We start from the raw sequence: 24,326 nt of genomic DNA on the forward strand, positions 1-24,326 counted from the left end.
GTGATTGTTAGGTAGTATATACCCGTTTTTTAACTTAAAGGTGTTTTTTATTTGTCTCACTATTAGGGGTCAGTCCCCCTTGCTCATGCAAGGTGCTTTTTAGTGAGCAGTTCTAACTTTTTTCAGCACGTCTTCGATCGTCATTTGATCTAAATGCCTGATTACGCTTTGCTCACTCTCTGTAAAAATGTCGTCCATCACTGTTTGAATGTTTGATTTGACAATACAGTCAGCGTCAGGGTCGCCGCTGCACCAGTGAGGCTTCAGCGTTCCTGTCGATATAACCCGGTAAATCAATCCAAGACTTATTTCAGCAGGGCTGCAGCCTAAAGTATAACCGCCGCCTAGCCCTTCTTTTGTCCGAACCAAGTTGTTTTTTCTGAGTGTACTCATTATTTTCCGAACCCGTGCAGGATTAGTACAGATGTTATAAGCAATCGATTCACTGCTTGCTCGGTGATCTGGTAAATTTGCTAGGAACACTAAGCTGTGCACGGCAATGGTAAATTCACTGTTCATCTTCCATAAACCACCTTTTTTCTTTCTCTACTGTAACGTTAAGTGACACAGTTGGAAAAGTCAAGAGAGCAAGGAGGGAAAGAAGAACTGTCGCTTTATTTATTCACGGTCTTCTTTTTCTATACTTTCTACTTCATTAGCTGAGTTGATTTCAAGGTATACCGTCTTTTCTTTTAAACTGCCCTTTTCTTCTTTTTCAAAGTCTGTGCTTTTTTGATACGTTTTTTTGCCGTTTGGAACTTTTACCGTTATATGTTTGTTACTTTCTTCTATAAAAACACCTACAATTTTACGCTCGTCTCCATCTTGTTCATAAACGCCATTTTTATCTGCTTTTGCTTTTGGAGTTAATTCAATACTAGTTGCTTCTTGTTTAGCTGCGTCAATTTCAGCTTCTACTTCTTTATTAATCATATCTTTTAGCTGTGAGCCTTCCACTTCCATCCCAGAGCTTTTTGGTACTTTAACGAGTTGATCATCGATATTCAGCGTTATTTCTTTTTCAGCGTCTTTTTTTAACGTACCGATCAAGTCAAAATCTTCATCTTTCCCTTTTTTAATGTCTGGGTCGCTTGAATACTGCTGTAGCTTTGTCAATTCTTGACGGTCTTCAATTGGTTTTTCCTCTGCTTTATGATTATCAGATTTTGTTTTATTAGCTGGTTCACCTGAACAAGCTGACGCACTTCCAATCATACACATAGCGATTAAGAACATGATTCCTTTTGTTAGCTGTTTTTGCATATGTATTCTCCTTTTTCTTTTTTATTTCCACCTTTATACATATGTAAAACAAAAAAGTGAGACACAGCTACATACAGGAAACCTACGCTAACCCTACCAATAAAAAAATCCGAACGAGTTGAATTCTCTATCAAGAATCAAACCCGTTCGGATTTTCTTTTAACTAAAACACTTTTGTACTAGCCTCTTTTTTAAAGCTGCTGTTGCTTCAGTATATGATTTGCTTCTTCTAAGTAAGCCACATACGCCTGTACTTGTTTATCACCATAATTATCTAGTTCAAACAGCGCTTCTTGTATAAAATTAAAATTATCAATAATATGCTGGGTTTTCATGCCTCGGCTTGTGAGTAAATTGTTTAACCATAAGGCATAGTCCGTAAAAATTTGCAGGTTGTCTAACTTATATGTTGTCTCAAGATACTTCATATGGTAGTGATTATCTTCATGACATCTTTCTTTGCCGCGCTCTCCGAATTTTTCGAGCAAAGAAGGTTCTAACTCGTAGATTTTCTCCGTTACTCTTTCGACGATCTTATTAACGGGAAGTGAACTCATCGTGCCACCACTTTGTACTGAGAAACTTTTGGGATGACGGCTGCCAGTTCTTGATCAGGGTACTTTTTCTCTAAATCATGAATACGCTTGAAATCTTCGCTTCGTACCCAGCTTAAATAATTCTCTTTCGTATCAAATGTAAGCTGAACGGTGAGCTCCCCTGCTCGCTTATCGTTTTGAAGAAGTAGAAAGTCTACAAATCCTGGAGCCTCGTCGACTGATTTTGAACGATTTTTATAGATTCCAATCACTTCTTCAGCTTTTTCATCCGGTACATTAAATGTTGAAAATACGGTGTACATCTTTGTTCCTCCCTTTATGATACAAAACCTGGGTTCTTTTCTCTTTATTGTACATCATATGGGAGATGAAATGGTGTTACGTTTAGATTTCACTGGGGTTACAGCAGGTCTTTAACATAAAAAGCCCTTTGAAACAGCATTTCAAAGGGCTTTTTTATCCGTTATTAGTTTTCGATTTTTGTTAATTGTTCTGTATGTGTTTTTACACGTGCCGGATCAATTGTAATGCGGGCAACGCCTGAATCCATTGCCGCTTTTGCTACAGATTCTGCTACAGCTGGCGCTACGCGAGGATCAAATGGTCCAGGGATAACGTAATCTGCGTTTAGCTCTTCTTCTGTAATAAGAGCTGCAATTGCTTCAACAGCAGCTTTTTTCATTTCTTCGTTGATATGAGTAGCGCGAACGTCTAACGCACCGCGGAAAATTCCAGGGAATGCAAGAACGTTATTTACTTGGTTAGGGAAGTCTGAACGACCTGTTCCAATAACAGCCGCTCCTGCTTCTTTTGCAGCGTCCGGCTTGATTTCTGGATTAGGATTTGCCATCGCAAAGATAATTGCATCTTCATTCATTGATTTAACCATCTCTTGAGATAATGCATCTGCTGCAGATACGCCGATAAATACATCTGCGCCTTTAATTACATCGCTTAGCGTACCGCTTTCTTTGTTTACATTTGTATAAGAAGCCACTTCCGCTTTTACTTTGTTCATACCTTGAGAGCGTCCTTCATAAATAGCGCCTCTTGTGTCACACATAATCATGTCACGTACGCCGTAAGAATAAAGAAGTTTTGTAATGGCAATGCCGGCAGCTCCTGCTCCATTTAAAACGATTTTTAAGTCTTCCATTGATTTGTTTACAATTTTTAATGCATTTACAAGTCCTGCTACCGTTACGATTGCTGTACCATGCTGATCATCATGGAACACAGGAATATCTACTTCTTTTTTCAAGCGCTCTTCAATTTCAAAGCACTGTGGAGCTGCGATATCTTCTAAGTTAATGCCTCCGAATGTGTGAGCCATTAATTTCACAGTTTCAACAATTTTATCTGTATCTGTTGTATCAAGTGCAATTGGGAATGCGTCTACGCCTGCAAAGCTTTTAAATAAAATTGCTTTTCCTTCCATAACAGGAAGTGAAGCTGCAGGTCCGATGTTTCCAAGGCCAAGAACAGCCGTACCATTTGTCACAACGCCGACCATGTTTCCTTTCATTGTGTAATCATACACCGTTTCTGGATGTTCATGAATTTCTTTACAAGGTTCTGCTACTCCTGGAGAGTAAGCTAAGCTTAAATCTTGAGCGTTTTGAACTTCAACTTTTGATTTAACTTCTAACTTACCTTGTTTTTCTTGATGCATATGTAGTGCTTGATCACGTAGTGACATAATTGTATTCTCTCCTTTTTTTCTATACATTTAAATTTTTTAATGAATTTATTTAACACTTGCTTTTTATCTCCATAATTGTAAGACAACCTGACCGAATAAATTCACTGCCAAGTGCCATTATGAAACAAGGAATATAAAAAGTAAACTATCTTGCTTAAACCACTTATGCGCTTTGTTAATATAAAGTCTGGACGCGGCGGCGACTCATGTTTGTCTCACTTTAAGTTGTCTGATATACAGACAACTTAGAAAGCATACAACCGCTCACTATAGCGCTTTCAAATGTATTTCAGCAAAATCGACGGCTTTAGGCATTGAAAAGAAGTATGCACATGCTGAACCGATTTTTTCAGCTTTTATTCCTTTTGCTTCAATAAACGCTTCACCTATCTTTTCAAACAGCTCTTCTCGAAACTCTAATTCTTTATACGTCTTCCATACTCGCTTTCCTGCATCCATAACTGGAGATCCTTTTTGAATCACGTTTCGATATGGAATACGATATTCTGCTAGATGAAAAGAAGTATTGTTCCCAAACCCGACACCTAATAATAAAACAAAGGCATGTTTTTTGTAAAGCCTTTCAAGAGGAGAATTTTCGCCTAAACTGAATTCAAGGGAATGATCTTTTAAGATATCTTCGCTGTCCTTCCCCCAAGCGGCGAATGAATACATTGGATGGCTGCTTCTTCTTACGCCAGGGTATGTTCGAAAAGTTTCCACGATTTGTCCCATACCGCTTGTTGGTGTATAAACTGGATCATATGCGGGCATCGTTTCCCGAATAGTTTCCCACCACTCTTTTGGCACAGCCGGATTGCCCCATTCTGATGGATCCGAAAGATCGACCGACTGTGACGGCATCACGATCGTTCCTTCCTCTGTCACTGTCTCCATTAAAGCTTGAACAACGGCTACTGAACCTCCGTTTACCCACCCTAATGAAGATAGCGAAGAATGAACCATGATAGTCATCCCTTTTGTTATGCCTAATCTGCGTAAATCTTCTTTTAATGTATCTTTCGTTCTAGGATGATCTGTTGCTTGGACAATGTGCTTCATCGTAAGCTCCTTACTTATGGTGCTGCTAGAATTTGTTGCTGAACTCTAGCAATATATGTAAAACTTATGTTTCCATAATAGTAAGAATAACATCAATTGTCAAATTATTTAAAGTAATAGAAAAACTTAGTTTTATTCATATCAGTTATCATACAACTGACTTGCTGGTAAAGTTTATTTCCTTCAACTATCTTACTATAATAACCGCTACTGAAGCTTTTCAATAAATTAAAAAGAAGAATATTCCTATAAATAAAAGAAATACTAATGAAGCTATACATATTTACCTATCACTATTTTCAGGAGGAATGTGTACAATGAGCACATCAAAATTTCCGCCGCTCACGTCCTCGGAGCTTGCTAACTTATGGATGACTTATCAGGAAAAAACGATGATTTTGAGGTTTTTAGAATATTGTCTTGAAGGTAAAGAAGATCATAAAGAGCTTTTTGAGCTGTATTATAGCGACTCATTAAATATTACGGAGCGAATCAAAGAAATTTTAGAGCACGAAGGTGCAGTTATTCCTTTAGGCTTTACTAAACATGATGTAAATCTAGGAGTGCCGAAACTGTTCGACCCTATGTTTGAAGTCATGTACGTACGCTTAATGGCTCAAATTGAGACTGGACTGTTCGCTTTGCATTCAACGATGTCCTACCGGGAAGATATCAGAAGTTTTTTCGTAAACGCAACAGCAGAAGCGCAGCAAATATACAATCAGTCTACTCAGATATTATTAGAAACCGGCGTCATTGCAAAGCCTCCTTACGTTTCAATGCCAAAAGAAGTTCGGTTTGTCCACGAACAAAATTATATCGGAGGATTAAGCTGGCTTAGTGAAAAAAGATCACTTAATACAATTGAAGTGTCTCTTATCCAACATGCGGTTGATACAAATCTTGTAGGAATGCAGCTGATGATTGGCTTTGCTCAGGCAGCTAGCAACAAAGAGGCACAGCAGCATTTTGTCAACGGAATGAAGCTTTCAAAAAAAATTGAAACAGAACTAGGAGATATTTTACGTCATAGCTATATAGAGCCTCCTGCTACGCATGCAGAAAAAGCGACAAGCTCAACGATCTCCCCTTTTTCAGATAAATTAATGATGTATAACACGAGTCTTCTGAGCACCTTCGGTCTAGGAAGCAATGCTTTAGGAGGCGCTTTTAGTTTACGAAGTGATTTGCCACTAAAGATGCTGCAGCTGGCTAAAGATATTTATTTCTTTGCGAAAGAAGGCGGTAAAGTCATGATTCAAAACGGATGGCTTGAAGAGCCTCCTCAAATTGAAGATCGCAATCAGTTAACTAAAAAATAGGTTCTTTCCTACAGGAAAGCTAGCTGCTCTACGTGCAGCTAGCTCTATTTGTTTTTTTAGTATACTGTTTTTAGTGCTAGTACGTAACAACTGTTTGTGTTATTTAGAGGTTGTTCCTGTCTTTTTCTTAGTCGTTTAGCTCATATTTCTACTTAATTTATAACAGAAAAATAAAATAAAAGGTATTTTCTCTGAGCTGACGAAATCTTTCTATATAAATTTTTATATAAAATAGAAAGGAGAAAAGTATGTTTCCTATTCTTCGTACACCTCGCACTACACTGCGTGAAATAACAGAAGTCGATGCAGATACTATTTTTGACTGCTTCTCTCAGAAAGAAGTTATTAGATATTACGGGCAAGAAAAATTCACAACTATTCAAGAAGCTCTGGTTCTAATCGATATTTTTGCTGAAAATTACAGAAATCAAAAAGGCATGCGCTGGGGAATTGAACGGCTCGATACGAAGGAATTAATCGGGACAGTTGGATTTAATCAGTGGAACCAAAAGCATAAGCGTGCGGAAATTGGCTATGAGCTACACCCTCAGCACTGGGGTCATGGCTATGCTTCAGAAGCTGCTTCGGCTGTTATGGCGTATGGGTTTGATACCCTTCAGCTAGTGCGGATTGGAGCTGTTGTGTTTCTTGAAAACAAAGCATCACAGCATGTGCTTGAAAAGTTTGGGTTTCAAAAAGAAGGAGTGTTAAAAAACTATATGTATCAAAACGGAAAAACTCACGATACGTTTGTTTATAGTTCACTGCCTACTACATAATAAAAAAGGATTCTTTTCTTAAAAAGAATCCTTTTTCGTTTTATTTAAATGCCGCATACCCATCATCAGCCATGATGACGCTGCCGTTTACAGCTCCCGCTTCTTCTAAGGAAAGCAAATAAACCATATTTGCAATTTGTTGTGGTGCAGTGAGCTCTCTGCTCATCGTTTTCGCTTTCATTCCTTCAATCATACCGTTATCTTTATAGCCTTGAATAATGGGCGTATCAACAAATCCTGGTGCAATGGCGACGACGCGAATACCATATTTAGCTAAATCTAGCGCAGCTGATTTTGTCATCATCACAACAGCTCCTTTTGTTGCGTGATAAGCATACGTTCCGGGTGAGGCTAAAAAGCTAAAAATAGATGCCGTATTGATAATGACGCCTTTAATACCTAACTCTCTCATTTTCCTGCCCGCTGCCATAATCCCATATGTAACGCCGTGCTGATTCACATTAATAATACGGTGATATTCTTCTAAGTCTTGATCTAAAATAGATGTAGGGCGTCCAATACCTGCATTGTTAAACATAACATCAATTCGCCCGAAGCGGTTCACAGTTTCCTCAATCAGTGCTTCCACTTCTTCAAACTTTGTGACGTCCGTTTGCACAAATAAAGCGCTCCCTCCAGCTTCTTCAATTTTTTGCAGAGTCTCTTTTCCTTTCTCTTCATCATAATCAGCAATGACCACCGCGTCTCCTTTTTGCGCAAACTTTAAGGCAGTTTCTTTGCCAATTCCGCTTGCTCCCCCTGTAATAACCGCTACTCGTTTTTGCTGCATGTTTCTCCCTCCTTGGAAAAAATTAGTCCCTTTTATATTATAGCATTCTTTTTTTCTACTAACCTTTTCTATTAAGCGCTTTATTGTTAGAAAAACAGTTAATTTAGGCGTAGTTGAATGCCTTTTTTAATAAAAATCAGCGCGTGTACAAGCAGTCTGTCATTTTTTGCATTTACTATAGTGTAAGGAGGTGATGGCTATGCATGAACACACAGGTAATGTATCTATTCCCCGTCCTCCGGATGTGGTGACAATTCTTTGGGAGCGAAACCCTTTGGATAGACAAGCTCCTCGTACTGTCGTAGAAGCAACAGTAATCGGCAGCGCAAATCCTTGCGGACGCTTGTTAGCTCAAGGTCAGCGCTACCGCACTGCAGCTCATTGTTTACTTGACAACGGCTTTGAACAAATTACTGCTGAAAGATTAGGCGTATTTGGAGTAGCTGTATTTGTTAGAGAATATTAAAATAGAAAAAGGGACTTTTCTGTAAGTTAGAAAAGTCCCTTTATACATATTACGCGTGGAAATTCGTGCCGTCTGTTACAGCTTCAATTACTCCAGCGCGGATGACAAAGTCACCAAAGTGCTCGCCTTCTTCTCTCTCTTTTGCATAGCGAGGAAGTAAGACGCGCAGCTCATTTAAAATTTCTTCTTCACTGATATTTTCACGGTACATTTTACTTAAGCGGCTACCGTCAAATGCTGCTCCAAGATACATGTTGTATTTGCCCGGTGCTTTACCAATAAAAGCAATTTCACCTAAAGCAGGCCGTGCACAGCCGTTAGGACAGCCCGTCATACGAATCGTGATTTCTTTATCGCGAAGACCATTTTCATCTACAATTGCTTCAATTTTCTCAAGAAGAACTGGGAGATAACGCTCAGCTTCTGCCATCGCAAGCCCGCAAGTTGGAAGCGATACGCAAGCTAATGAGCTGCGGCGAAGAGCCGAATAATGCTTGCCGTCAGTTAATCCGTATTGTTCGATAAGATCACTAATTTGTTTTTTCTTTTCAGTTGATACGTTCGCGATAATTAAGTTTTGATTGGCCGTTAAACGAAAATCACCGCTATGAACTTTTGCAATTTCACGAAGACCCGTCATAAGCTTATAGTCTTCAAAGTCAGCAATACGTCCACCTTGAACAAAAAGAGTAAAGTGCCATTTTCCTTTTACACCTTTTTCCCAGCCGTAGCGGTCGCCGTTATGATCAAAGTGATAAGATTTTGCTTCGTCTAAGCTCCAGCCCAGACGATTTTCAAGCTCTTCTTTTACCGTTTCTAATCCCAGACGATCAACCGTGTATTTAAAACGCGCGTTTTTACGTACAGAGCGGTTTCCATAATCACGTTGAATCGTAATGATTTTTTCAGCTACTTCTAGAATTTGATCAGGTCGACAGAACCCAATCACTTTTGCAAGCTGAGGGTAAGTTGCTTTATCTCCGTGCGTCATACCCATACCGCCGCCGATTGCTACGTTAAACCCAACAAGTTTCTCGTCTTCTAAAATAGCAATAAAGCCAAGGTCTTGTGAATACACGTCAATATCATTAGACGGTGGAACAGCTACGCCAATTTTGAACTTTCTTGGCAAATAGAGCGGACCATACATTGGTTCCACTTCTTCTTCCACTTCCGGTGTGCTGATCACTTTCTCTTCATCTAGCCAAAGTTCGTGGTACGCTCTTGTACGAGGTAATAAGTAATCACTTAATTTTTTTGACCATTCGAATACTTCAGCGTGCACTTCTGACTGATAGGGATTCGGGTTGCACATTACGTTACGGTTTACATCTCCGCAAGCTGCAATTGTGTCTAATAAAGAAGCATGAATTTCTTGAATCGTTTTCTTCATGTTCCACTTTAAAATTCCGTGCATTTGGAATGCCTGACGAGTCGTCAGCTTTAACGTTCCATTTCCGTATTTTTGTGCTAAATCATCCATCACTAGCCACTGTTCTGGTGTTGAAACACCGCCTGGCGTACGGACGCGCAGCATGAATTGGTAAGCTGGCTCTAGCTTTTGTTTTTGGCGTTCGTTACGAAGATCTCGGTCATCTTGCAAGTAGCTTCCGTGGAACTTCATCAAACGATTATCGTCTTCAGAAATACCTGAGCTGATGCGGTCTAGCATTGTTTCTCCTAATGTACCGCGCAAATAATTACTTTCATCTTTTATGCGCTCAACGTCACTTGGAGGACCTTCGGGCGCTTTTAAAATTTTGTTTACCATGTTGAAAATCTCCTTTCAATCCTCAGTATACATCACGCTGATAACGTTTTTGTTTCTTCATTTCAGCAAGGTAACCTTCCGCCTGTTCACGGCTCATCTTGCCTTCTGTTTCGATAATTTCAACTAGCGTGTTGTGCACGTCGCGTGCCATATTTGTTTTATCTCCGCACACATAAAAAGATGCGCCTTCTTCTAACCATTGGAATAATTCTTTACTATGTTCGAGCATACGGTTTTGTACGTATACTTTTTCTTCAGTATCGCGTGAAAACGCCACGTCCATTTTTGTCAGTACACCATCTTTTAACCACTTTTGCCATTCTGTTTGGTAAAGGAAGTCTGTTACGAAGTGCTGATCTCCAAAGAACATCCATGACTTGCCTTTTGCCCCTGTTTCTTCACGCTCTTGCATAAATGAGCGGAACGGAGCCACACCTGTACCAGGTCCTACCATAATAATTGGCGTTTCTTGATCTTGAGGCAGCTTAAAGTTTTTATTGCTTTGAAGGTATACAGGAATCGTATCGCCCGGCTGCAAACGTTCTGAACAAAGGACTGAACAAACACCTTTGCGCTCGCGTCCATGCGCTTCGTAGCGTACCGCTCCGATTGTTAGATGAACTTCATCAGGGTTTGCTGATAAGCTGCTTGCAATCGAGTAAAGGCGCGCTGGCATTTTACGTAGAATGGCTACAAACTCTTGTGCCGATACGTTCCATGGGCCGAAGTCACGAACTAAGTCAATCACATCACGGCCTTGTGTGTATGCTTTTAATTCCTCGCGATTTTCTACAAGCGCTTTTAACTTATCGTTTCCAGTAAGCTCAGCTGCTTGCTTTAAAAGCGGTTTTGTTAAAACGGTAATTTCAAAATTAGAGGTTAGCGCTTCTCTAAGAGGACGCGTTTCTCCTTCTTTATTCACCGTTACACTTTCACTTGCATCCCACTTGAATTCGTTAAGAAGAAGATCAACAAGTTCCGGGTCATTTTCAGGATAAATACCTAAACTGTCTCCTGGTTCATACGTCAAACCTGAACCTTCTAGAGATAGTTCTAAGTGTCGCGTTTCTTTATTTGATCCGCGGCCGTTTAAGTTTAAGTTCTCAAGCACTTCTGCTTTAAAAGGATTTGTTCTTGAATATGGTGAAGTTCCTGCAGGAGCTTCCGCTGGAACAGTCGCCGAAGCGCTGTGTCCTTTCGCTTCGCTTAATCCGTCAATAACACCTTTAAGCCATTTATTCGCGGGCTCTTCAAAATCTAAGTCACAGTCAACGCGCGGATACAGTCTTTCACCGCCAAGTTCTGCTAAGCGCACATCAAATTCTTTTCCTGTTTGACAGAAAAATTCGTATGAGCTGTCTCCAAGCGATAAGACAGAGAAGCGGAAGTTCTCAAGTTTTGGCGCTCGACGGCCGTGAAGAAATTCATGGAAAGATAGCGCATTATCAGGCGGCTCTCCTTCTCCATGTGTACTTACGACAATTAATAAATTTTCAAGTTTCTTTAAATTATTTGGTTTGAAATCATTCATAGAAGATACAGTTACATTAAAACCTTTTGCTTCAAGCGTTTTGCCTGTATTTTCAGCAAGTCCTTGAGCATTTCCTGTTTGTGATCCGTAAAGAATCGTTACGTCTTTTGAAACTGTCTGCTTCGTTTGAGCAGGCGCTGCTGTAGAAACGTCTGGCGTTCCTTCGGCAGACGTAGATTGAGATGCTGTTAAATAACCGCTCAACCACATTTTTTGTGCTTCTGTTAATGTCGGCAGAAGGCGATTAAGCAAATCTGCTTGTTCTTGATTAAAAGGGCTGTTTACTACCTTAAGTTGCAACACTGTCCACCTCACAAAAATATATAATTTAAATATGTATGCTTTTACGAATCATCTTCAACATAATACCTGTGTCTAATTAATCAATGATGTTTCCCTTCATACATTATTATTCCTATAGATTATATCAAATTTAATTATATAAATCATTAGAAAATTCTTATCAAATTCGTCTACCTGCATTTTATCGGAGAAGAATAAATTAGTAAAATACATATAATTGATAATTAGTATTAAGATCATTAATAATTGAAGCTGTATTTACGTTTTTTATAAACGCAGTTACTTCTATATTTGTTCATTCTACATCCTTCACGTGAATATGAATATTTTGTAATTTTTAGAGAAGTTTTGTAGAAACGGTTTTCTTTCTCATCAGAATGTTACATAATAAATGTAACATTAATCCTTTTAAAAAACACTATACGAAAAAGACAGTATATTCTGAAATTTAGGACAGTTTATAGGTGAGCTAGCAACCTTTTATTCCATCTATTCATACACGTTGAAGAATATAAAGGGAAGCTTGCAGTACATACAATTCCCTTTTGCTCATCTCAAATGAAAGGACTGGCTTTTAAATCAGGTAATCTTTTTTAAGGAGGCTTCTTGAATGTTTTTACGAGAATTAACGAAAAGTGGGACGATAACTGTTTCTTACTATAAAAATGGAACGCTGCAAACGTGCAAAGGCCGCGTGCACAACTTAAATCTCCATCAGCAAATTCTATCCGTAAAAGACGAAAATGAAGCCGTTGTTTCCCTTTTGCTTTCTGATATTAAATCCATTCATTAGTACGTAAAATTAAGGAGGAATTACCATGTGGAAAGATAATAAGCAAGCGCTTACAGATTTTGTGTCAGAAGATAGGTTTGAACTGAACTTATATTTAACGTATTTGCTTGATCAAATTTCGTATGACACGTCTAAACAATCCCCTTTTCTTCGTAAGCCTAATGAAACCACTAGCTAATATAGAAAAAAGCGCACAAATTTGTGCGCTTTTTTTAATGTGATGGCTCTACTTCAGCAATGCCTTCTTCTGGTTTTTCTTCTGCTTTTTTATTTGAAAGCTTGATCTGCCTTAAGAACAATGTGCATACCGCTCCTAAAATAATAAAAGCTAAGCCCATGAAAAAGACGCTGTGCAATGCGCTCATTAGCGAGGTCTTCAAAATTGGCACAATGCTGTCTGAAAGCGCAGCTGGAATACTCTTTAGTGCCTCAGGGCTAAACAGCATCTGCAGCACACTTTCAGGATTCGTATCAATCGCTTTTTTAAACCCGTCTGCAAAAGCACTTGCTTGAGCAGGCAATGTGTTTAAATATGGAACGAGTTTGTCACTAAGAAGCGTACCTGATTTTGCATTCATTACCGCTCCTAAGATCGTAATACCGAACGTTCCTCCAATTGAACGGAAAAATTGACTTGATGATGTAACCACACCGAGCTCTTCTTTTGAAAAGCTCTCTTGAAGAGCAAGTGTTAAAATTGGCATTACAAGACCCATTCCTAAACCGATTATGGCCATATAAGAAGTGGCAACAAGTTTGCTAGTATGAAGGTCTAATGTTGTTAACAAGAAGAACCCTCCTGCCATAATGAGCATACCCGTAACAATTTGAGGCTTGATTCCAACTTTATAAACAAGCTGCCCTCCAATAATACTTGTCACAATCATTGAAATCATCATCGGTGTCATAATGGTACCGGATTCCGAGGCGCTGACTCCAACGATTCCTTGCATAAAGAACGGAACAAACGTAATGGCTCCGAACATGCCGATGCTCATAAAAAAGCCAATGATATTTAACAGCGTAAACGTTCGGTTCTTAAATAAATACATCGGAAGAATCGGCTCTTTCGCTTTCTTTTCCACAATAATAAAGCTTATGATCCCAACAACAGCCAGTGTAAATAGACTAACAATTTGCCAAGAGTTCCAGTCGTAGTCTTTTCCTCCAAAGCTCAGGGCCAAAAGCAAGCTCACTACTCCGATAACCATTGTGAACATACCGGCTACATCGAATTTCACAGGTCCCGTATGTTTCTTTCCTTGAAGCCCCAGGGCAATAAAAACGGTAGCGAGTATACCTACCGGCAAGTTGATGTAAAACACCCATTTCCAGTTCAGTGAATCAACAATCCATCCGCCAATTTGTGGACCGATGACAGAAGCAAGACCGTAAATTCCTCCGAATACTCCTTGAAACTTTGCTCGTGCTTTTCCTGTAAATAAATCACCGATTACAATCATTGCCATCGGCATCATAACGCCGCCGCCAATTCCTTGTAATGCACGGAATAAAATAAGCTCTGTCATGTTATTTGCCATTCCACATAGAGCAGAAGCAACCATAAAAATAATAAGTCCTGTAACATAAATTACTCTGCGTCCTACTAAATCAGCGAGCTTTCCTGCAATCGGAACAACTGTTGTCGACGTTAACAAATAGGCTGTTGTCAGCCATGTCATCATGCTTAAACCACCAAGATCTCCTACGATTCTTGGCATAGCTGTTCCGACAATGGTTCCATCAAGTGCAGAAAAGAACATCGCAATAATTAACCCAATTAATAAAAGCGTGCGCTTTGAATTTTTTTGATTTTCCATCGTGTGTCTCTCCTCTTTTTTGTTACTGCTGCTTATCTTTATAAGAAGCAGCTGATGTTGCAAGCTTTTTCGTAATAGAAGCCATCATGGAAAGCTCTTCTTCTGTTAGATGCAAAAGATAGCGGTCCATAATGGCTTTTCGACCATTCAGCACATCTTCAAGCTTGCGATGCCCAAATTCTGTTAAGGTAATATCAACGACTCGTCTGTCCTCTTTATTATGTTCTCTTACAACAAAATTGTGCTGTTCGAGACGATCTACTAAAAGAGTCACGGCGCTCGGTTTTACATCCATTAGTTCTGCAATTTGAGAAACCTTACTGCTCCCTACTTTCTTTAAATAAGAAAGAACAAATAATTGCGTAGGAGTCATCTCATGCTCATTTAAACTCTCCATCATTTCGGGCTGCATTTTTTCAAATAGCACTTGAAGCGATGAACGAATCTCTCCAAGATACTGATTGCTTTTTGTCACATCTATTCCTCCAGGCTTGCTTATTTATTTCATGTTATAAATAGTTAATGCTAATTAAATATAAATGCATATAAACTAAAAGTCAATTATTTCTTTTTTAGTATTGACCCTTACGCTGCGTTATATTTTATAGTAGATTTCAGAAGGGAGATGAAAGAATGAACAGAAAAGTAAAAGAAGTTGCTGACTTAGTAGGAATCAGCGTCCGCACGCTGCATCACTATGATGAAATCGGGCTATTAAAACCTGATGCCGTTAGTGAATCCGGTTACCGGCTTTATTCACCGGCTAATCTCGATATGCTTCAGCAAATATTATTTTTTAAAGAACTTGGCTTCCCTTTAAAACAAATTCACGAGATTATAGCAGACCCGACGTTTAATCGCACAGAAGCGTTGATACTGCAAAAAAACATGCTGATTGAAAAACGCAGTCGGCTCGATCAAATGATCGTAACCATTAATAAAACGATTCAATATGAAGAAGGAGCGATTGAAATGAACGAAAAAGAGCGGTTTAAAGGACTGGATTTTTCGCATAACCCATACGAAGAAGAAGCACGGAAGCGCTGGGGAAACCAGCGGGTAGATGAAGCAAATGAAAAAGTACAAAGCTTCTCACAAGAAGAACAGCAGCACATGTCAAACGAATGGGAAAGTATCTACACTCACTTAGCTTCGCTTCGTGATCTGTCACCATCCTCTACAGAAGCTCAAAAAGCTATTGCGACATGGTATCAATTTTTAAATAAAAACTTTGGAACGTATTCATTAGAAGCCTTTAAAGGTCTTGGAGAAATGTATGTGCAAGATGAGCGATTTACAACTACCATTGACAGCTATGGAAAAGGATTAGCCAAATTTATGAACGAGGCGATGAGTGTATTTGCAGACGCTAAAAATAATAAACCAAAAGACTGAGATATAACTACATCAATGCAATCTAAAGACGAACAATTAGCATATATGATCTGAACTGCTTGTTCCGCCGCTGTTGATTTCCGTCCAAGGCTTCGCGTTCCGCGGGCGCCGCTGAGCCTCCAAAACCGCTAGAAACACTACCAATATGAAGCCTATGTTCATCACCACAATGAAAAAATCCGAACGATTCATCGTTCGGATTTTCATTCACTTAATATACTTTTATTCCAGCCTCTTTTTATAAATGAAGACCCATAAGCATTGTATTATAGTACACGCCATTTATATAGGTGTCTTTTTCTTTTAATCCTTCTGTTTGAAACCCTAGCTCCCTGTATAAAGAAATAGCTCTTTTGTTATCTTCTCGCGTCACAAGTTCGATTTTTTTTGTTTGTTTATTCGTACGTGCCCATTCAATCAGCTCAATCATTAGCTGTCTGCCTAACCCTAGCCCGTTATAAGATTTCTCTACTACAATACCGAGGGTTCCCACATGCTTATTACGCGGGTTTTGAGACGAGGTGATGGATGCAATACTAATGATTTTCTCTTTGTTTTCAGCCACAACTATAAGAGCATTTTGCTCTTGTTTTACAGAAGCTAAAAACACTTCATACTCTGAAACTGGTCTAAGAAACTCCCCTTCTCCAAATGACAGAAAATCACTTTCTCCTCCCACTCGATTGTAAAAAGCAATCATTTTCTCTGCGTCTTTTGATTCTGCTTCTCGAATGGTGACGCCTATACCATTCTTTAATGTACGTAAACTCATATACCTATCTTCCTTTTAGTTATTCTTGTTTGCTTAGCCGAGTTTTAGCGCTGTTTTTCTCTCCACTGATCTAACCACATGCGATTTCCTAAAGCTGTAAAATCATTTTCATCGGCGTAGCGTTCAATGACGGAAAGCGCGTTGTCCTCAAGCATTGGTGAATAGCTCATGATTTCTAAAATATGATGTGCAGCCCATAAATCAATTCGATAAGTAGGATTCGTCAGCAGTGTTGCAAATTCAAACAGCATGCCTGGATAATATAAATGAATGAGCTGCGCAATTTTTTTCATATCTTCTGCAGCTCGATTGCCTTTTTTTACAGATTTTTTATCTCGATAATCGATTTCATAATGAATTTTGGCGCTTTTTTGATAAAGATCAACTAGCGTTTCATACGTACGGTGTTTCCGCATTTCTCATCTTCCTTTGCTTCTAGATTTCCTCGTTTGAAGATGCTATAGTTCATTTTTAGGTTTCATATATTCAAATAAATGCAGCAAAAATATGATACTTCCGCCAATACACATCACAAAACTTAACGTAGCAGGATACTGAATAAAGAAACCGACAACACCAAAAATCAGCATAGCAAGCGCTCCTATCATCATAAACAGATGATAAGCCGGTGTATTTTCTTCATTATTCATACATAACTCCTTTTCACTATTTTTTAAGTTATTAAAAAGATATGACACTTCTTTTGGACTATGATCTTTTATTTTGCTGCCGCTTTATTTGTTTAGCTTAGCACGAAGTAACGTGAGAAGGCCTCCTCCAAACATGACGCCACCCACAATTTGATACAGGTGTATGTAGCTTTTTACCGTTTCAAGATACAGATCCGTGTCTACATTCCCTTTACTTTCTAGCCATCTTTGGCCCATGGCCTGACCCGTTGCAACGCTTTTTAACAAAACGACCAGGCCTCCGAGCATGACAACGGCTGCGATCATAAGCTGTACCTTTTCTTTGTCATCTAGCATTTTTTTGAATTCGTCTGCCATCTATCTCTCTCCCATCCTTACCTTGTTATGTATCTACTTGTTTGTAATCATGCTGTTTTTTCTCTATTATAACGCTTAACTTGGTCATTATAACACGGTTTTGCACTGCCTTTAGTCTTACTTTTCATAAATGAAGCCATCTTGGGTGATACTATTTTTGAAACACAGGCGTCTTTAACATCCCTTCATTATTTTTGAAGGGTTACTAATTGAGGTTGATACATGCTTATATTTTTAGGGATTTTTTTACTTTGTGCAGCTGTTTGTTTAGTAGAAATACCTTATTTAAAAAAAGTGAACAGTAAAAAAGAAAAGCAAATTTTTTGGAGTTTGTTCATAGTAAGTATTTTAATTGTTAGTTTAAAATACGGCGGTGTGGAGATCCCTAACCCCGGAGACGGCATTGCTTTTTTATTAAAACCTTTTAGTGATTTTTTGTTCAGTCTGTTGAAGTAAAAGGAAGTGAACAACGTGCACAGTCAGATGAAATTATCCGCAGCACAGTTTCGAATACTCGTCATTTTTTATAGTTTAGGCGACACTATTTTAGTCGTGCCTGGAAGCTTAACGGCTGATTCAAAACAAGAGGCATGGATTCCAGCTATTTTAGGCGTGTGTGTAGGCGTTTTTCTTGTATGGATGTATATCAAACTTTCTAGCCTTTATCCGAATAAAACCCTTATAGAACTAAACGAAGCCATTTTAGGCAAGTGGCTAGGAAAGTTTGTCTCTCTTTTATTTGTCGCTTCTACTCTTCTTTTTTGCAGTCAAGTCTTGTTTTACGTGGGCTCGTTTCTAACAACTCGGATTATTATTCAAACGCCTATGCTTGCTGTTCATATTTTGTTTATGGGAATTGTGATTGTCGGCGTTCGGCTTGGCATTGAAACGATTGCCCGCTGTGCTGAAATTCTCTTTCCTTGGTTTGTTATTCCGTTCTTAATCTTAGTTTTTTCGATTTTCCCTCAAATTCATTATGAGAATTTGCAGCCTTTATTAGAGGTAGGCGTTAAGCCTATTATCAGATCTATTCTGGTATTTACAAGTATTACATCTCTCACTTTTATTGTATTGCTAACCGTTTTCCCTGCTCACGTAGCGGAACCAGCACAGCGAAACCGCGCTTTTTTTACGGGAAGCTTAATCGGCGGAGGCATTATGATTATTATCTTACTGCTTGGCATTCTTGTACTTGGAAATACGTATACACGTATTGCTTTATATCCAAGCTATGAGCTTGCAAGACGGATCGAAGTTGCGGATTTTCTAAAAAACATTGAAGTAATTATGGCTATTATGTGGTTTTTATCTCTTTATTTTAAAACGTCTCTCTACTATTATGCGACCGTTTCTGGACTCGCTCAAATTCTTGAATTAAAAAACTACCGAATTTTAACTCTTCCGCTAGGCATTATTGCCGTTACATTTTCACTTATCGTGTATCCAAGCATTCCATATGAACAAACGTGGGACAGAGATACGTGGATCCCGTACAGTCTGCTATTTGGGCTGTTTTACCCTCTTGGATTATTAATAGTTGGGAAAATTCGCATAAAGCATTCTGCGTCTTTATCCAAATAAAAAAGCCGCTTAAGCGGCTTTCAAAAGAAGACGGTTATACTCACTAATCCATTCCACAGCATATGTAAAATCATAGATGGGAACATAGATTTTGTCCGGTAATAAATAATGGCAAAGACAAGTCCCATGACGGTAGCCGTAATCGGAAAGCCAATATGTAAAAGACCGAATACAAGAGCGGAAACGAAAATGCCCACAAGCATGTGGTGGCGTTTGGTTAAGAAACCACATAAAACACCTCTATAAAGCAGCTCTTCTTTAATAGGCGTGATAACTGCTACACTTATAAAAAATATCCAGCTCGAAAGCAGCGTTTGATTAAAACTGCCTTGATTTAAATCTTTTTGCTGCTGATCTGCGCTTTCTACGTTTAAAAATGAAAGCATCACGTACTGCACCGCGGCTACAATTAAAAAGCCTACTACAATATATACATACGTTTTTCTTTCTTTTAATACTGAGAAATTCCACATAGGCTTTAAAAATCTGCGCACAGGCCTGTACAGCACGGCAACACCTAGAAAAAACGCCGCGTCTACCAGCAGAGCATATGGTCCTTCTAATAAAGTTCCCGTCATATTTGAACCCGTAACTTCATCGTAAATAGCTACTCCAATTCCAGCTATAATCTGCAGACCAAAGCCCAACACGATAAATAGAAGCAGCGTGAAGTAAGTAAACTCTTTTTTCTTTTTAGGCTTTAAAACTGGTTCTGAATTTGTTGATAACGTACTCAAAATAGCAACCTCCAAAAATGATTCTTTCTCTCTAGTGCTCTCAAAATTCTACCATAATCTCCGCTTAATGATGTTATTTTTTAGGAAAAAAGTTATATTTTTTCACATTTTACACACAAAGGTAGAGTTTGAAAAGATAAATGAGCTAGCCAAATTAGTTGTCAACTTCCTTATATTTGATTACGCTTGAAGAAATCTTACCGAAAGTGAAGTGAAAAAATGGCAAACATTTTAATGATCAATTTTCCCGCTGAAGGTCACGTAAACCCAACGCTTGGAATGGTAAAAGCTTTTTCAGACCGAGGTGATACCGTTCATTACATTACGACCGAGCGTTTTAAAGAGCGTCTTGAAAACGCCGGAGCTATCGTACACACTCACCGGGACTTCTTAAGCGGTGTATCCATCAAGCCTGAAACTCCTCAAGGAATCAACGCTTTTTTAAATATCCACATCCAAACGTCTTTAGATACGCTTAAGCTTGTTCATACGTTATCAAAAAAAATTGACTTTGACTTTGTGTTTTACGACAAGTTTGGAGCAGGCGAATTAGTCCGTGATTATTTGCGGATTCCCGGGATTGTATCATCCGCTTCTTTTTTAATGCCAAAAGAACGCTTAGCAATGATGCCTCTGCATCCCGATTCAGACGTTCCATTTAAACCTGACGAAAAAGCTCAGTACGGGCTCAGCTTGCTAAAAAATCAGTTTGGGGTAGAACCTAAAAATCTGTTTCAATTTATGAACAATGAAGGCGAATTAACGGTCGTATATACAAGCCGCTTTTTTCAGCCGCTTCATGAACATTTTGATGACTCTTGTTTATTTATTGGGCCAAGCTTTCCAAAGCGTCACAGCTCTCACGATTTTCCGCTAGAAAAGCTAAAGAACGAAAAAGTTCTTTATATTTCAATGGGAACGGTGCTTCATGATGTAGAAGGCTTTTTCAACCTTTGCATCGACGCATTTAGCGACTTTGAAGGAAAAGTTGTGATTGCAGCAGGAGACCGGGCTGATTTTAAAAAAATAAAAAAAGCACCAGAGCATTTTCTTATTTCGCCCTATGTTCCCCAGCTTGACGTGTTAAAAGAAGCTGATGTTTTTATCACGCACGGAGGTATGAACAGCGTAAATGAAAGTATTCATTTTAACGTACCGTTAGTCGTTTTACCTCATGGGAAAGATCAGCCTCTCGTCGCTCAAAGGCTCGTGGAACTAAACGCCGGGTATCGCTTAGCAAAAGAAACGGTAAATGCTTCTCTTTTAAGGAGTGCAGTTGAAGAAGTTGTCCGCGACGATCGCTATAAAAAAGGAATTAAAGAAATCAACGCAAGTTTCCAGCAGGCATCTGGACCGGCTGCAGCAGCTAAAAAAATTGTCAATTACTTAATAAAACAGCATTCATAAAGAAAAGGTGCACAGATGTGCACCTTTTCTTTATAAAAACAGCCATGTACAAACTGTATATATGCCAATGATTAGCAAACTGACGACTGTAAGGAAAATCAATGCACATCCAGCTACAATAAGTTTATCAGCCCATTTGGATACGTAATGAGCAAAGCTTGCAGGCGGTCTCTCACTTTCACCAAGTTTTCTTCTTTGATATCTCGTTGAATATTTTGCCTTGTTTTTTTGATACTACGTAGCTCATAAGCCTCTCCTTTTTAGGTGTTTATGCTCATCTTGACAAGGGTACAATGAACTATAATTGATTTTCGAAGGGGCTCGGTTATGAACAATGATCTTTTACTCATTCAAGAGATAAAAATCCGAAAGAAAGAAGCACTTCATCAGCTTTACAATCGATATGAATCGCTTTTGTATCGTCTTGTCTATTCAGCAGTAAAAGATCCACATGCTTGCGAAAGCATCTTAACAGAGCTATTCAAAGAAATTTGGCATTCCCCTGATCTTTTGGTCAAAGAACGTACTCTTTCTCTTTCTTTGTGCAAGCAATGTGTAAAAAATATAAAAAAGCACAGCCAGAACTCAGAGAGGATTTCGTCGTAAATCATTTTTTTGCTATACATACTATGAATACAAATCCATATGACTGAAATAATCGAAAATATGATTTAAATCTGTAATCTTTATGCTATGAGTGCTGTAAGCAACGATTATTTCAGCCAGCATAAGAACGAATAAAATGGCCAATAGCACCTTAACAAGCGGAAATTGTCGGAACTGAGGAGAAAAAAGCAGCTTACTGACTGTATACAAAAACAGCAGGATAAAGTAGATCATCATGGCATTTGTCGCCTGAAGGGGCACATTCCAGACAAATATGTACACGCTGAATGTCAAAATTAAAATAAACGACATTTCTTTCCCGCTAAAAAAATCACTCATTGCGTAACACCTTTTCTTGTTCATGAATGAATAAGAAATTATAAACTCACGAAACATTAACATTATTTTTACAACAGTATACACGATTTTCCTATTAATTTCTATATACCGCTGTATATATGGAGCGGCTTTTAGCGGATTGGCGTCATGTTTTTGAGTGCAATGGGTTATAGTAACAGGGAAAGCTCATAAAGGAGGTTTAGATAATATGGAAAACACAAATGAATTTGTTCAAAAGCTGAACGATAATCAAGAAAAGCAGCGCAAAAATAAGCAGGGTCAAGCTACTGGGCATCCTGAGAAAAAACTTCCTAACAAACAGCATTAATGTTGTAAAAGTTGGCTGTAAAGACAGCCGGCTTTTTTTTTGAACTTTTTTCGGAAGTCGAAATGTTTGAAGATAAAACAAATCCCCTGTTACAATAAACTGAACCCGCTGCAAAACGTTCGCAGCTATACTTTCCTCTTAAGGAGCTGAATATAAAATGAGTAAATTTGAAAAACTATTCCAACCAACAAACATTGAAGCATTTGATTTACACACTCGTACAGCAATGGCACCGATGACAAGATGCTTTGCTGATCCAGAGACAGGCGTAGTCGGTCAAGACGTTGTAGACTATTACCGCCGCCGCGCAAAGGATGGTATTGGCTTAATTATTAGTGAAGGAATTGTTATCAGCGAACGCGCAAAAGGAAATCCTGGCGTTCCGGGTATCTATACCCAAGAACAAATTGATTCATGGAAGCCTGTAACAGAAGCTGTTCATGAAGAAGGCGGCACGATTATTGCTCAAATTTGGCACGTTGGCCGCTTGAGTCATTCCGGGTTAATCAATGGGCATAAGCCTCAGGCCCCTTCCGCTATTGCAGCACAAGGCCAAGTGCCTCGTTTCCGCAAGCCCTATGAAGAGCCTGAAGAAATGTCGAAAAAAGATATTAAAGAAGTTGTGGGACAGTATGCCCAAGCCGCTAAAAATGCCATTGAAGCAGGATTTGACGGCGTTGAAATTCACGGTGCCCACGGCTATTTGATCGATCAGTTTAATTCAGACTGGTCTAATAAACGCACTGATGAATACGGAGGTGACCTTGCACAGCGATTAACGTTTATGAAAGAAGTGATTTCTGCTGTTATCGACGCCGTTGGAAAAGAGCGCGTTGTGATTCGCTTCTCTCCTCATAAGCTTGATAAACCCGACTATCGCTGGGACGACACTGAAAAAGCTATTCAAACGTATACAGAAGCATTTAAAGAAACAGGAATTGAGATCATTCATCCGTCTATGCTGGATTTTTATGAAGATGTTCAAAACGGTCAAAATCTTTATGAAATTACGCGTAAGTACTGGGATGGACCGATTATCGGTGTAGGTGACTTAACGCCTGAATCAGCTGAAAAAGCGCTGCAAGCCGGCTGGATCGACGTAGCTGCTATTGGTCGCCCACTTATTTCAAATCCTGATTATTTACAGCGCATCAAAAACGGAGATGCTCTTGTCGAATACGATGCTAAAAAACATTTACCAGAGCTTATCTAAAAAAAAGCGCTCCTTTCGGAGCGCTTTTTTTATTGGTTTACGTATGCCTGAACTTCTTGTTTCCAAATAGCATAGCCTTGGCCCTTTAAATGAAGACCATCAACCGTGAAATTACTTTTTAACTGATTATGTGTAGATACTTTCGAATACAGGTCAATGTAAGAATCATTGTGTTTCTTAGCCAGACGCTCTAAATAGTTATTTAACGCAATCACATCTTTATTGTCCACTGCGTCGCCGCATTTTTTATTGTTCACGGGCAGTACACTTTGAATATAGACTTTTGTATTCGGTGATTCTTTATGAATACGCTCAAGAATTTCAGCATAATTGGCTTTGGTTTTTTTTACAGATTTGTGCTCATTTAAATCGTTAATGCCAATCATTAAGAAAATCTTTTTTGGCTTAGCATCTGTAATACTTTTTAGACGGTGCAATACCCCTTCTGTTGTATCATCGGCTACGCCTCGATTGACAATCTGCTTATTATGAAAAAGTTCGCTCCATTCAGAGCGCTGGGTAATGCTATCACCGAGAAATACGATTGACTCTTTAGGAATACTTAATTGCTTGAACAAAGTTGTCCGTTCAATGTAATAAGGATTATCTCTATAGCTTTGCTTAGACGAATCATTAGATGACAGCGGATTTTTCATCGCGCTGCTGCTTGTTGCATAAAAAGCAAAAACACCTATGAAAAGGACATTTAAAATAATGGAACTGATAAATACAACTTTCTTTGTTGAACTCACGAAAACGACACTCCTGTACTTTGTATGTTT

Annotated in this window: 29 protein-coding genes and 1 pseudogene; 12 read left to right on the plus strand and 18 right to left on the minus strand. The window is 38.8% G+C overall.

Going from position 1 to position 24,326, the window contains the following annotated elements; translation table 11 throughout:
- Positions 1 to 99: 99 nt before the first annotated feature.
- From ACFX40_RS19030 to ACFX40_RS19055, 6 genes are all read right to left on the minus strand, one after another.
- A complete protein-coding gene (locus tag ACFX40_RS19030; protein ID WP_028409194.1) occupies positions 100 to 519 on the minus strand; it encodes an Rrf2 family transcriptional regulator in 420 nt (139 codons plus the stop codon).
- A gap of 99 nt (positions 520 to 618) precedes the next feature.
- The gene (locus tag ACFX40_RS19035) at positions 619 to 1,263 is read right to left on the minus strand and encodes a hypothetical protein (protein ID WP_102813089.1); all 645 of its coding nucleotides are present in this window, start codon (positions 1,261 to 1,263) and stop codon (positions 619 to 621) included.
- A gap of 191 nt (positions 1,264 to 1,454) precedes the next feature.
- On the minus strand, positions 1,455 to 1,820 hold the full coding sequence (locus ACFX40_RS19040; protein WP_028409196.1) for a hypothetical protein: 366 nt from the start codon (positions 1,818 to 1,820) through the stop codon (positions 1,455 to 1,457).
- Positions 1,817 to 2,122 carry an antibiotic biosynthesis monooxygenase family protein gene (locus ACFX40_RS19045; protein WP_013057785.1) on the minus strand — a complete coding sequence of 102 codons (306 nt, stop codon included), beginning with the start codon at positions 2,120 to 2,122 and terminating at the stop codon, positions 1,817 to 1,819. The genes ACFX40_RS19040 and ACFX40_RS19045 overlap by 4 nt, the downstream gene beginning before the upstream one ends.
- A gap of 164 nt (positions 2,123 to 2,286) precedes the next feature.
- Positions 2,287 to 3,519, minus strand: coding sequence for an NADP-dependent malic enzyme (gene ystJ, locus ACFX40_RS19050; RefSeq protein WP_060746334.1), 1,233 nt, complete (start codon positions 3,517 to 3,519; stop codon positions 2,287 to 2,289).
- 270 nt (positions 3,520 to 3,789) lie between these two features.
- Positions 3,790 to 4,584 (minus strand): AAC(3) family N-acetyltransferase, encoded by a 795-nt coding sequence (locus ACFX40_RS19055; protein ID WP_028409198.1) that lies wholly within the window; start codon positions 4,582 to 4,584, stop codon positions 3,790 to 3,792.
- Positions 4,585 to 4,901: 317 nt separating this feature from the next.
- On the opposite strand from ACFX40_RS19055, the gene ACFX40_RS19060 reads away from it, so the two are divergent.
- On the plus strand, positions 4,902 to 5,906 hold the full coding sequence (locus ACFX40_RS19060) for a DUF3231 family protein (RefSeq protein ID WP_377255867.1): 1,005 nt from the start codon (positions 4,902 to 4,904) through the stop codon (positions 5,904 to 5,906).
- 248 nt (positions 5,907 to 6,154) lie between these two features.
- On the plus strand, positions 6,155 to 6,685 hold the full coding sequence (locus ACFX40_RS19065) for a GNAT family N-acetyltransferase (RefSeq protein ID WP_377255870.1): 531 nt from the start codon (positions 6,155 to 6,157) through the stop codon (positions 6,683 to 6,685).
- Positions 6,686 to 6,725: 40 nt separating this feature from the next.
- Here the strand turns inward: ACFX40_RS19065 and ACFX40_RS19070 are convergent, their stop codons facing one another.
- A complete protein-coding gene (locus ACFX40_RS19070) occupies positions 6,726 to 7,475 on the minus strand; it encodes an SDR family NAD(P)-dependent oxidoreductase (protein ID WP_028409201.1) in 750 nt (249 codons plus the stop codon).
- Positions 7,476 to 7,674: 199 nt separating this feature from the next.
- On the opposite strand from ACFX40_RS19070, the gene ACFX40_RS19075 reads away from it, so the two are divergent.
- A complete protein-coding gene (locus ACFX40_RS19075) occupies positions 7,675 to 7,941 on the plus strand; it encodes a hypothetical protein (RefSeq protein WP_034650713.1) in 267 nt (88 codons plus the stop codon).
- Between the two features lie 49 nt (positions 7,942 to 7,990).
- Here ACFX40_RS19075 and cysI read toward each other — a convergent pair whose 3' ends face one another.
- Together cysI and ACFX40_RS19085 are read right to left on the minus strand one after the other, a co-directional pair.
- Positions 7,991 to 9,712 (minus strand): assimilatory sulfite reductase (NADPH) hemoprotein subunit, encoded by a 1,722-nt coding sequence (cysI, locus tag ACFX40_RS19080; protein WP_016764771.1) that lies wholly within the window; start codon positions 9,710 to 9,712, stop codon positions 7,991 to 7,993.
- Positions 9,713 to 9,734: 22 nt separating this feature from the next.
- Positions 9,735 to 11,543: an assimilatory sulfite reductase (NADPH) flavoprotein subunit gene (locus ACFX40_RS19085; protein WP_028409204.1), complete on the minus strand. Its 1,809-nt coding sequence runs from the start codon at positions 11,541 to 11,543 to the stop codon at positions 9,735 to 9,737.
- 613 nt (positions 11,544 to 12,156) lie between these two features.
- Between ACFX40_RS19085 and ACFX40_RS19090 the strand changes: the two genes are divergently transcribed.
- Positions 12,157 to 12,339, plus strand: coding sequence for a YolD-like family protein (locus ACFX40_RS19090; RefSeq protein ID WP_028409205.1), 183 nt, complete (start codon positions 12,157 to 12,159; stop codon positions 12,337 to 12,339).
- 25 nt (positions 12,340 to 12,364) lie between these two features.
- A complete protein-coding gene (locus ACFX40_RS19095) occupies positions 12,365 to 12,517 on the plus strand; it encodes a hypothetical protein (protein WP_013057796.1) in 153 nt (50 codons plus the stop codon).
- Positions 12,518 to 12,551: 34 nt separating this feature from the next.
- On the opposite strand, the gene ACFX40_RS19100 is transcribed toward ACFX40_RS19095, so the two are convergent.
- Both ACFX40_RS19100 and ACFX40_RS19105 read right to left on the minus strand, forming a co-directional pair.
- Positions 12,552 to 14,159 carry an MDR family MFS transporter gene (locus tag ACFX40_RS19100; RefSeq protein ID WP_028409206.1) on the minus strand — a complete coding sequence of 536 codons (1,608 nt, stop codon included), beginning with the start codon at positions 14,157 to 14,159 and terminating at the stop codon, positions 12,552 to 12,554.
- A 22-nt stretch (positions 14,160 to 14,181) separates the two neighbouring features.
- A complete protein-coding gene (locus ACFX40_RS19105) occupies positions 14,182 to 14,634 on the minus strand; it encodes a MarR family winged helix-turn-helix transcriptional regulator (RefSeq protein ID WP_013057798.1) in 453 nt (150 codons plus the stop codon).
- Between the two features lie 158 nt (positions 14,635 to 14,792).
- Between ACFX40_RS19105 and ACFX40_RS19110 the strand changes: the two genes are divergently transcribed.
- Complete coding sequence (locus ACFX40_RS19110; RefSeq protein ID WP_377255874.1) at positions 14,793 to 15,554, plus strand: MerR family transcriptional regulator; 762 nt, start codon at positions 14,793 to 14,795, stop codon at positions 15,552 to 15,554.
- Positions 15,555 to 15,792: 238 nt separating this feature from the next.
- On the opposite strand, the gene ACFX40_RS19115 is transcribed toward ACFX40_RS19110, so the two are convergent.
- The 4 genes from ACFX40_RS19115 to ACFX40_RS19130 all read right to left on the minus strand — a co-directional run bounded on the left by ACFX40_RS19115 (position 15,793) and on the right by ACFX40_RS19130 (position 17,333).
- Positions 15,793 to 16,326 carry a GNAT family N-acetyltransferase gene (locus tag ACFX40_RS19115; protein ID WP_377255877.1) on the minus strand — a complete coding sequence of 178 codons (534 nt, stop codon included), beginning with the start codon at positions 16,324 to 16,326 and terminating at the stop codon, positions 15,793 to 15,795.
- 44 nt (positions 16,327 to 16,370) lie between these two features.
- Complete coding sequence (locus tag ACFX40_RS19120; RefSeq protein ID WP_013057801.1) at positions 16,371 to 16,742, minus strand: hypothetical protein; 372 nt, start codon at positions 16,740 to 16,742, stop codon at positions 16,371 to 16,373.
- Positions 16,743 to 16,784: 42 nt separating this feature from the next.
- Positions 16,785 to 16,976 (minus strand): hypothetical protein, encoded by a 192-nt coding sequence (locus ACFX40_RS19125; RefSeq protein ID WP_014459359.1) that lies wholly within the window; start codon positions 16,974 to 16,976, stop codon positions 16,785 to 16,787.
- Between the two features lie 84 nt (positions 16,977 to 17,060).
- Positions 17,061 to 17,333 carry a hypothetical protein gene (locus tag ACFX40_RS19130; protein WP_028409211.1) on the minus strand — a complete coding sequence of 91 codons (273 nt, stop codon included), beginning with the start codon at positions 17,331 to 17,333 and terminating at the stop codon, positions 17,061 to 17,063.
- Positions 17,334 to 17,555: 222 nt separating this feature from the next.
- Between ACFX40_RS19130 and ACFX40_RS19135 the strand changes: the two genes are divergently transcribed.
- Both ACFX40_RS19135 and ACFX40_RS19140 read left to right on the plus strand, forming a co-directional pair.
- Complete coding sequence (locus tag ACFX40_RS19135; RefSeq protein WP_028409212.1) at positions 17,556 to 17,789, plus strand: hypothetical protein; 234 nt, start codon at positions 17,556 to 17,558, stop codon at positions 17,787 to 17,789.
- 15 nt (positions 17,790 to 17,804) lie between these two features.
- Positions 17,805 to 18,914 carry a GerAB/ArcD/ProY family transporter gene (locus ACFX40_RS19140; RefSeq protein WP_028409213.1) on the plus strand — a complete coding sequence of 370 codons (1,110 nt, stop codon included), beginning with the start codon at positions 17,805 to 17,807 and terminating at the stop codon, positions 18,912 to 18,914.
- A gap of 20 nt (positions 18,915 to 18,934) precedes the next feature.
- Here ACFX40_RS19140 and ACFX40_RS19145 read toward each other — a convergent pair whose 3' ends face one another.
- Entirely contained in the window at positions 18,935 to 19,651 is a 717-nt protein-coding gene (locus ACFX40_RS19145) for a CPBP family intramembrane glutamic endopeptidase (protein WP_336064422.1), read from the minus strand.
- Positions 19,652 to 19,870: 219 nt separating this feature from the next.
- Between ACFX40_RS19145 and ACFX40_RS19150 the strand changes: the two genes are divergently transcribed.
- Both ACFX40_RS19150 and ACFX40_RS19155 read left to right on the plus strand, forming a co-directional pair.
- Positions 19,871 to 21,058, plus strand: a complete 1,188-nt coding sequence (locus ACFX40_RS19150) for a macrolide family glycosyltransferase (protein WP_377255880.1) — start codon at positions 19,871 to 19,873, stop codon at positions 21,056 to 21,058.
- A gap of 327 nt (positions 21,059 to 21,385) precedes the next feature.
- Positions 21,386 to 21,664: an RNA polymerase sigma factor gene (locus ACFX40_RS19155; protein WP_028409216.1), complete on the plus strand. Its 279-nt coding sequence runs from the start codon at positions 21,386 to 21,388 to the stop codon at positions 21,662 to 21,664.
- A gap of 21 nt (positions 21,665 to 21,685) precedes the next feature.
- Here the strand turns inward: ACFX40_RS19155 and ACFX40_RS19160 are convergent, their stop codons facing one another.
- Entirely contained in the window at positions 21,686 to 22,003 is a 318-nt protein-coding gene (locus tag ACFX40_RS19160) for a hypothetical protein (RefSeq protein WP_013057808.1), read from the minus strand.
- Positions 22,004 to 22,211: 208 nt separating this feature from the next.
- Between ACFX40_RS19160 and ACFX40_RS19165 the strand changes: the two genes are divergently transcribed.
- Together ACFX40_RS19165 and ACFX40_RS19170 are read left to right on the plus strand one after the other, a co-directional pair.
- Complete coding sequence (locus ACFX40_RS19165; RefSeq protein ID WP_013057809.1) at positions 22,212 to 22,331, plus strand: DUF4023 domain-containing protein; 120 nt, start codon at positions 22,212 to 22,214, stop codon at positions 22,329 to 22,331.
- A 172-nt stretch (positions 22,332 to 22,503) separates the two neighbouring features.
- A pseudogene (locus ACFX40_RS19170) lies at positions 22,504 to 23,544 on the plus strand (alkene reductase); the annotation flags it as partial.
- A gap of 29 nt (positions 23,545 to 23,573) precedes the next feature.
- Here the strand turns inward: ACFX40_RS19170 and ACFX40_RS19175 are convergent.
- Entirely contained in the window at positions 23,574 to 24,296 is a 723-nt protein-coding gene (locus ACFX40_RS19175) for a GDSL-type esterase/lipase family protein (protein WP_377255883.1), read from the minus strand.
- Positions 24,297 to 24,326: the final 30 nt, after the last annotated feature.

The sequence above is a fragment of the Priestia sp. YIM B13552 genome (assembly GCF_042787775.1).
GTDB classification, from domain to species: Bacteria; Bacillota; Bacilli; order Bacillales; family Bacillaceae_H; genus Priestia; species Priestia megaterium_E.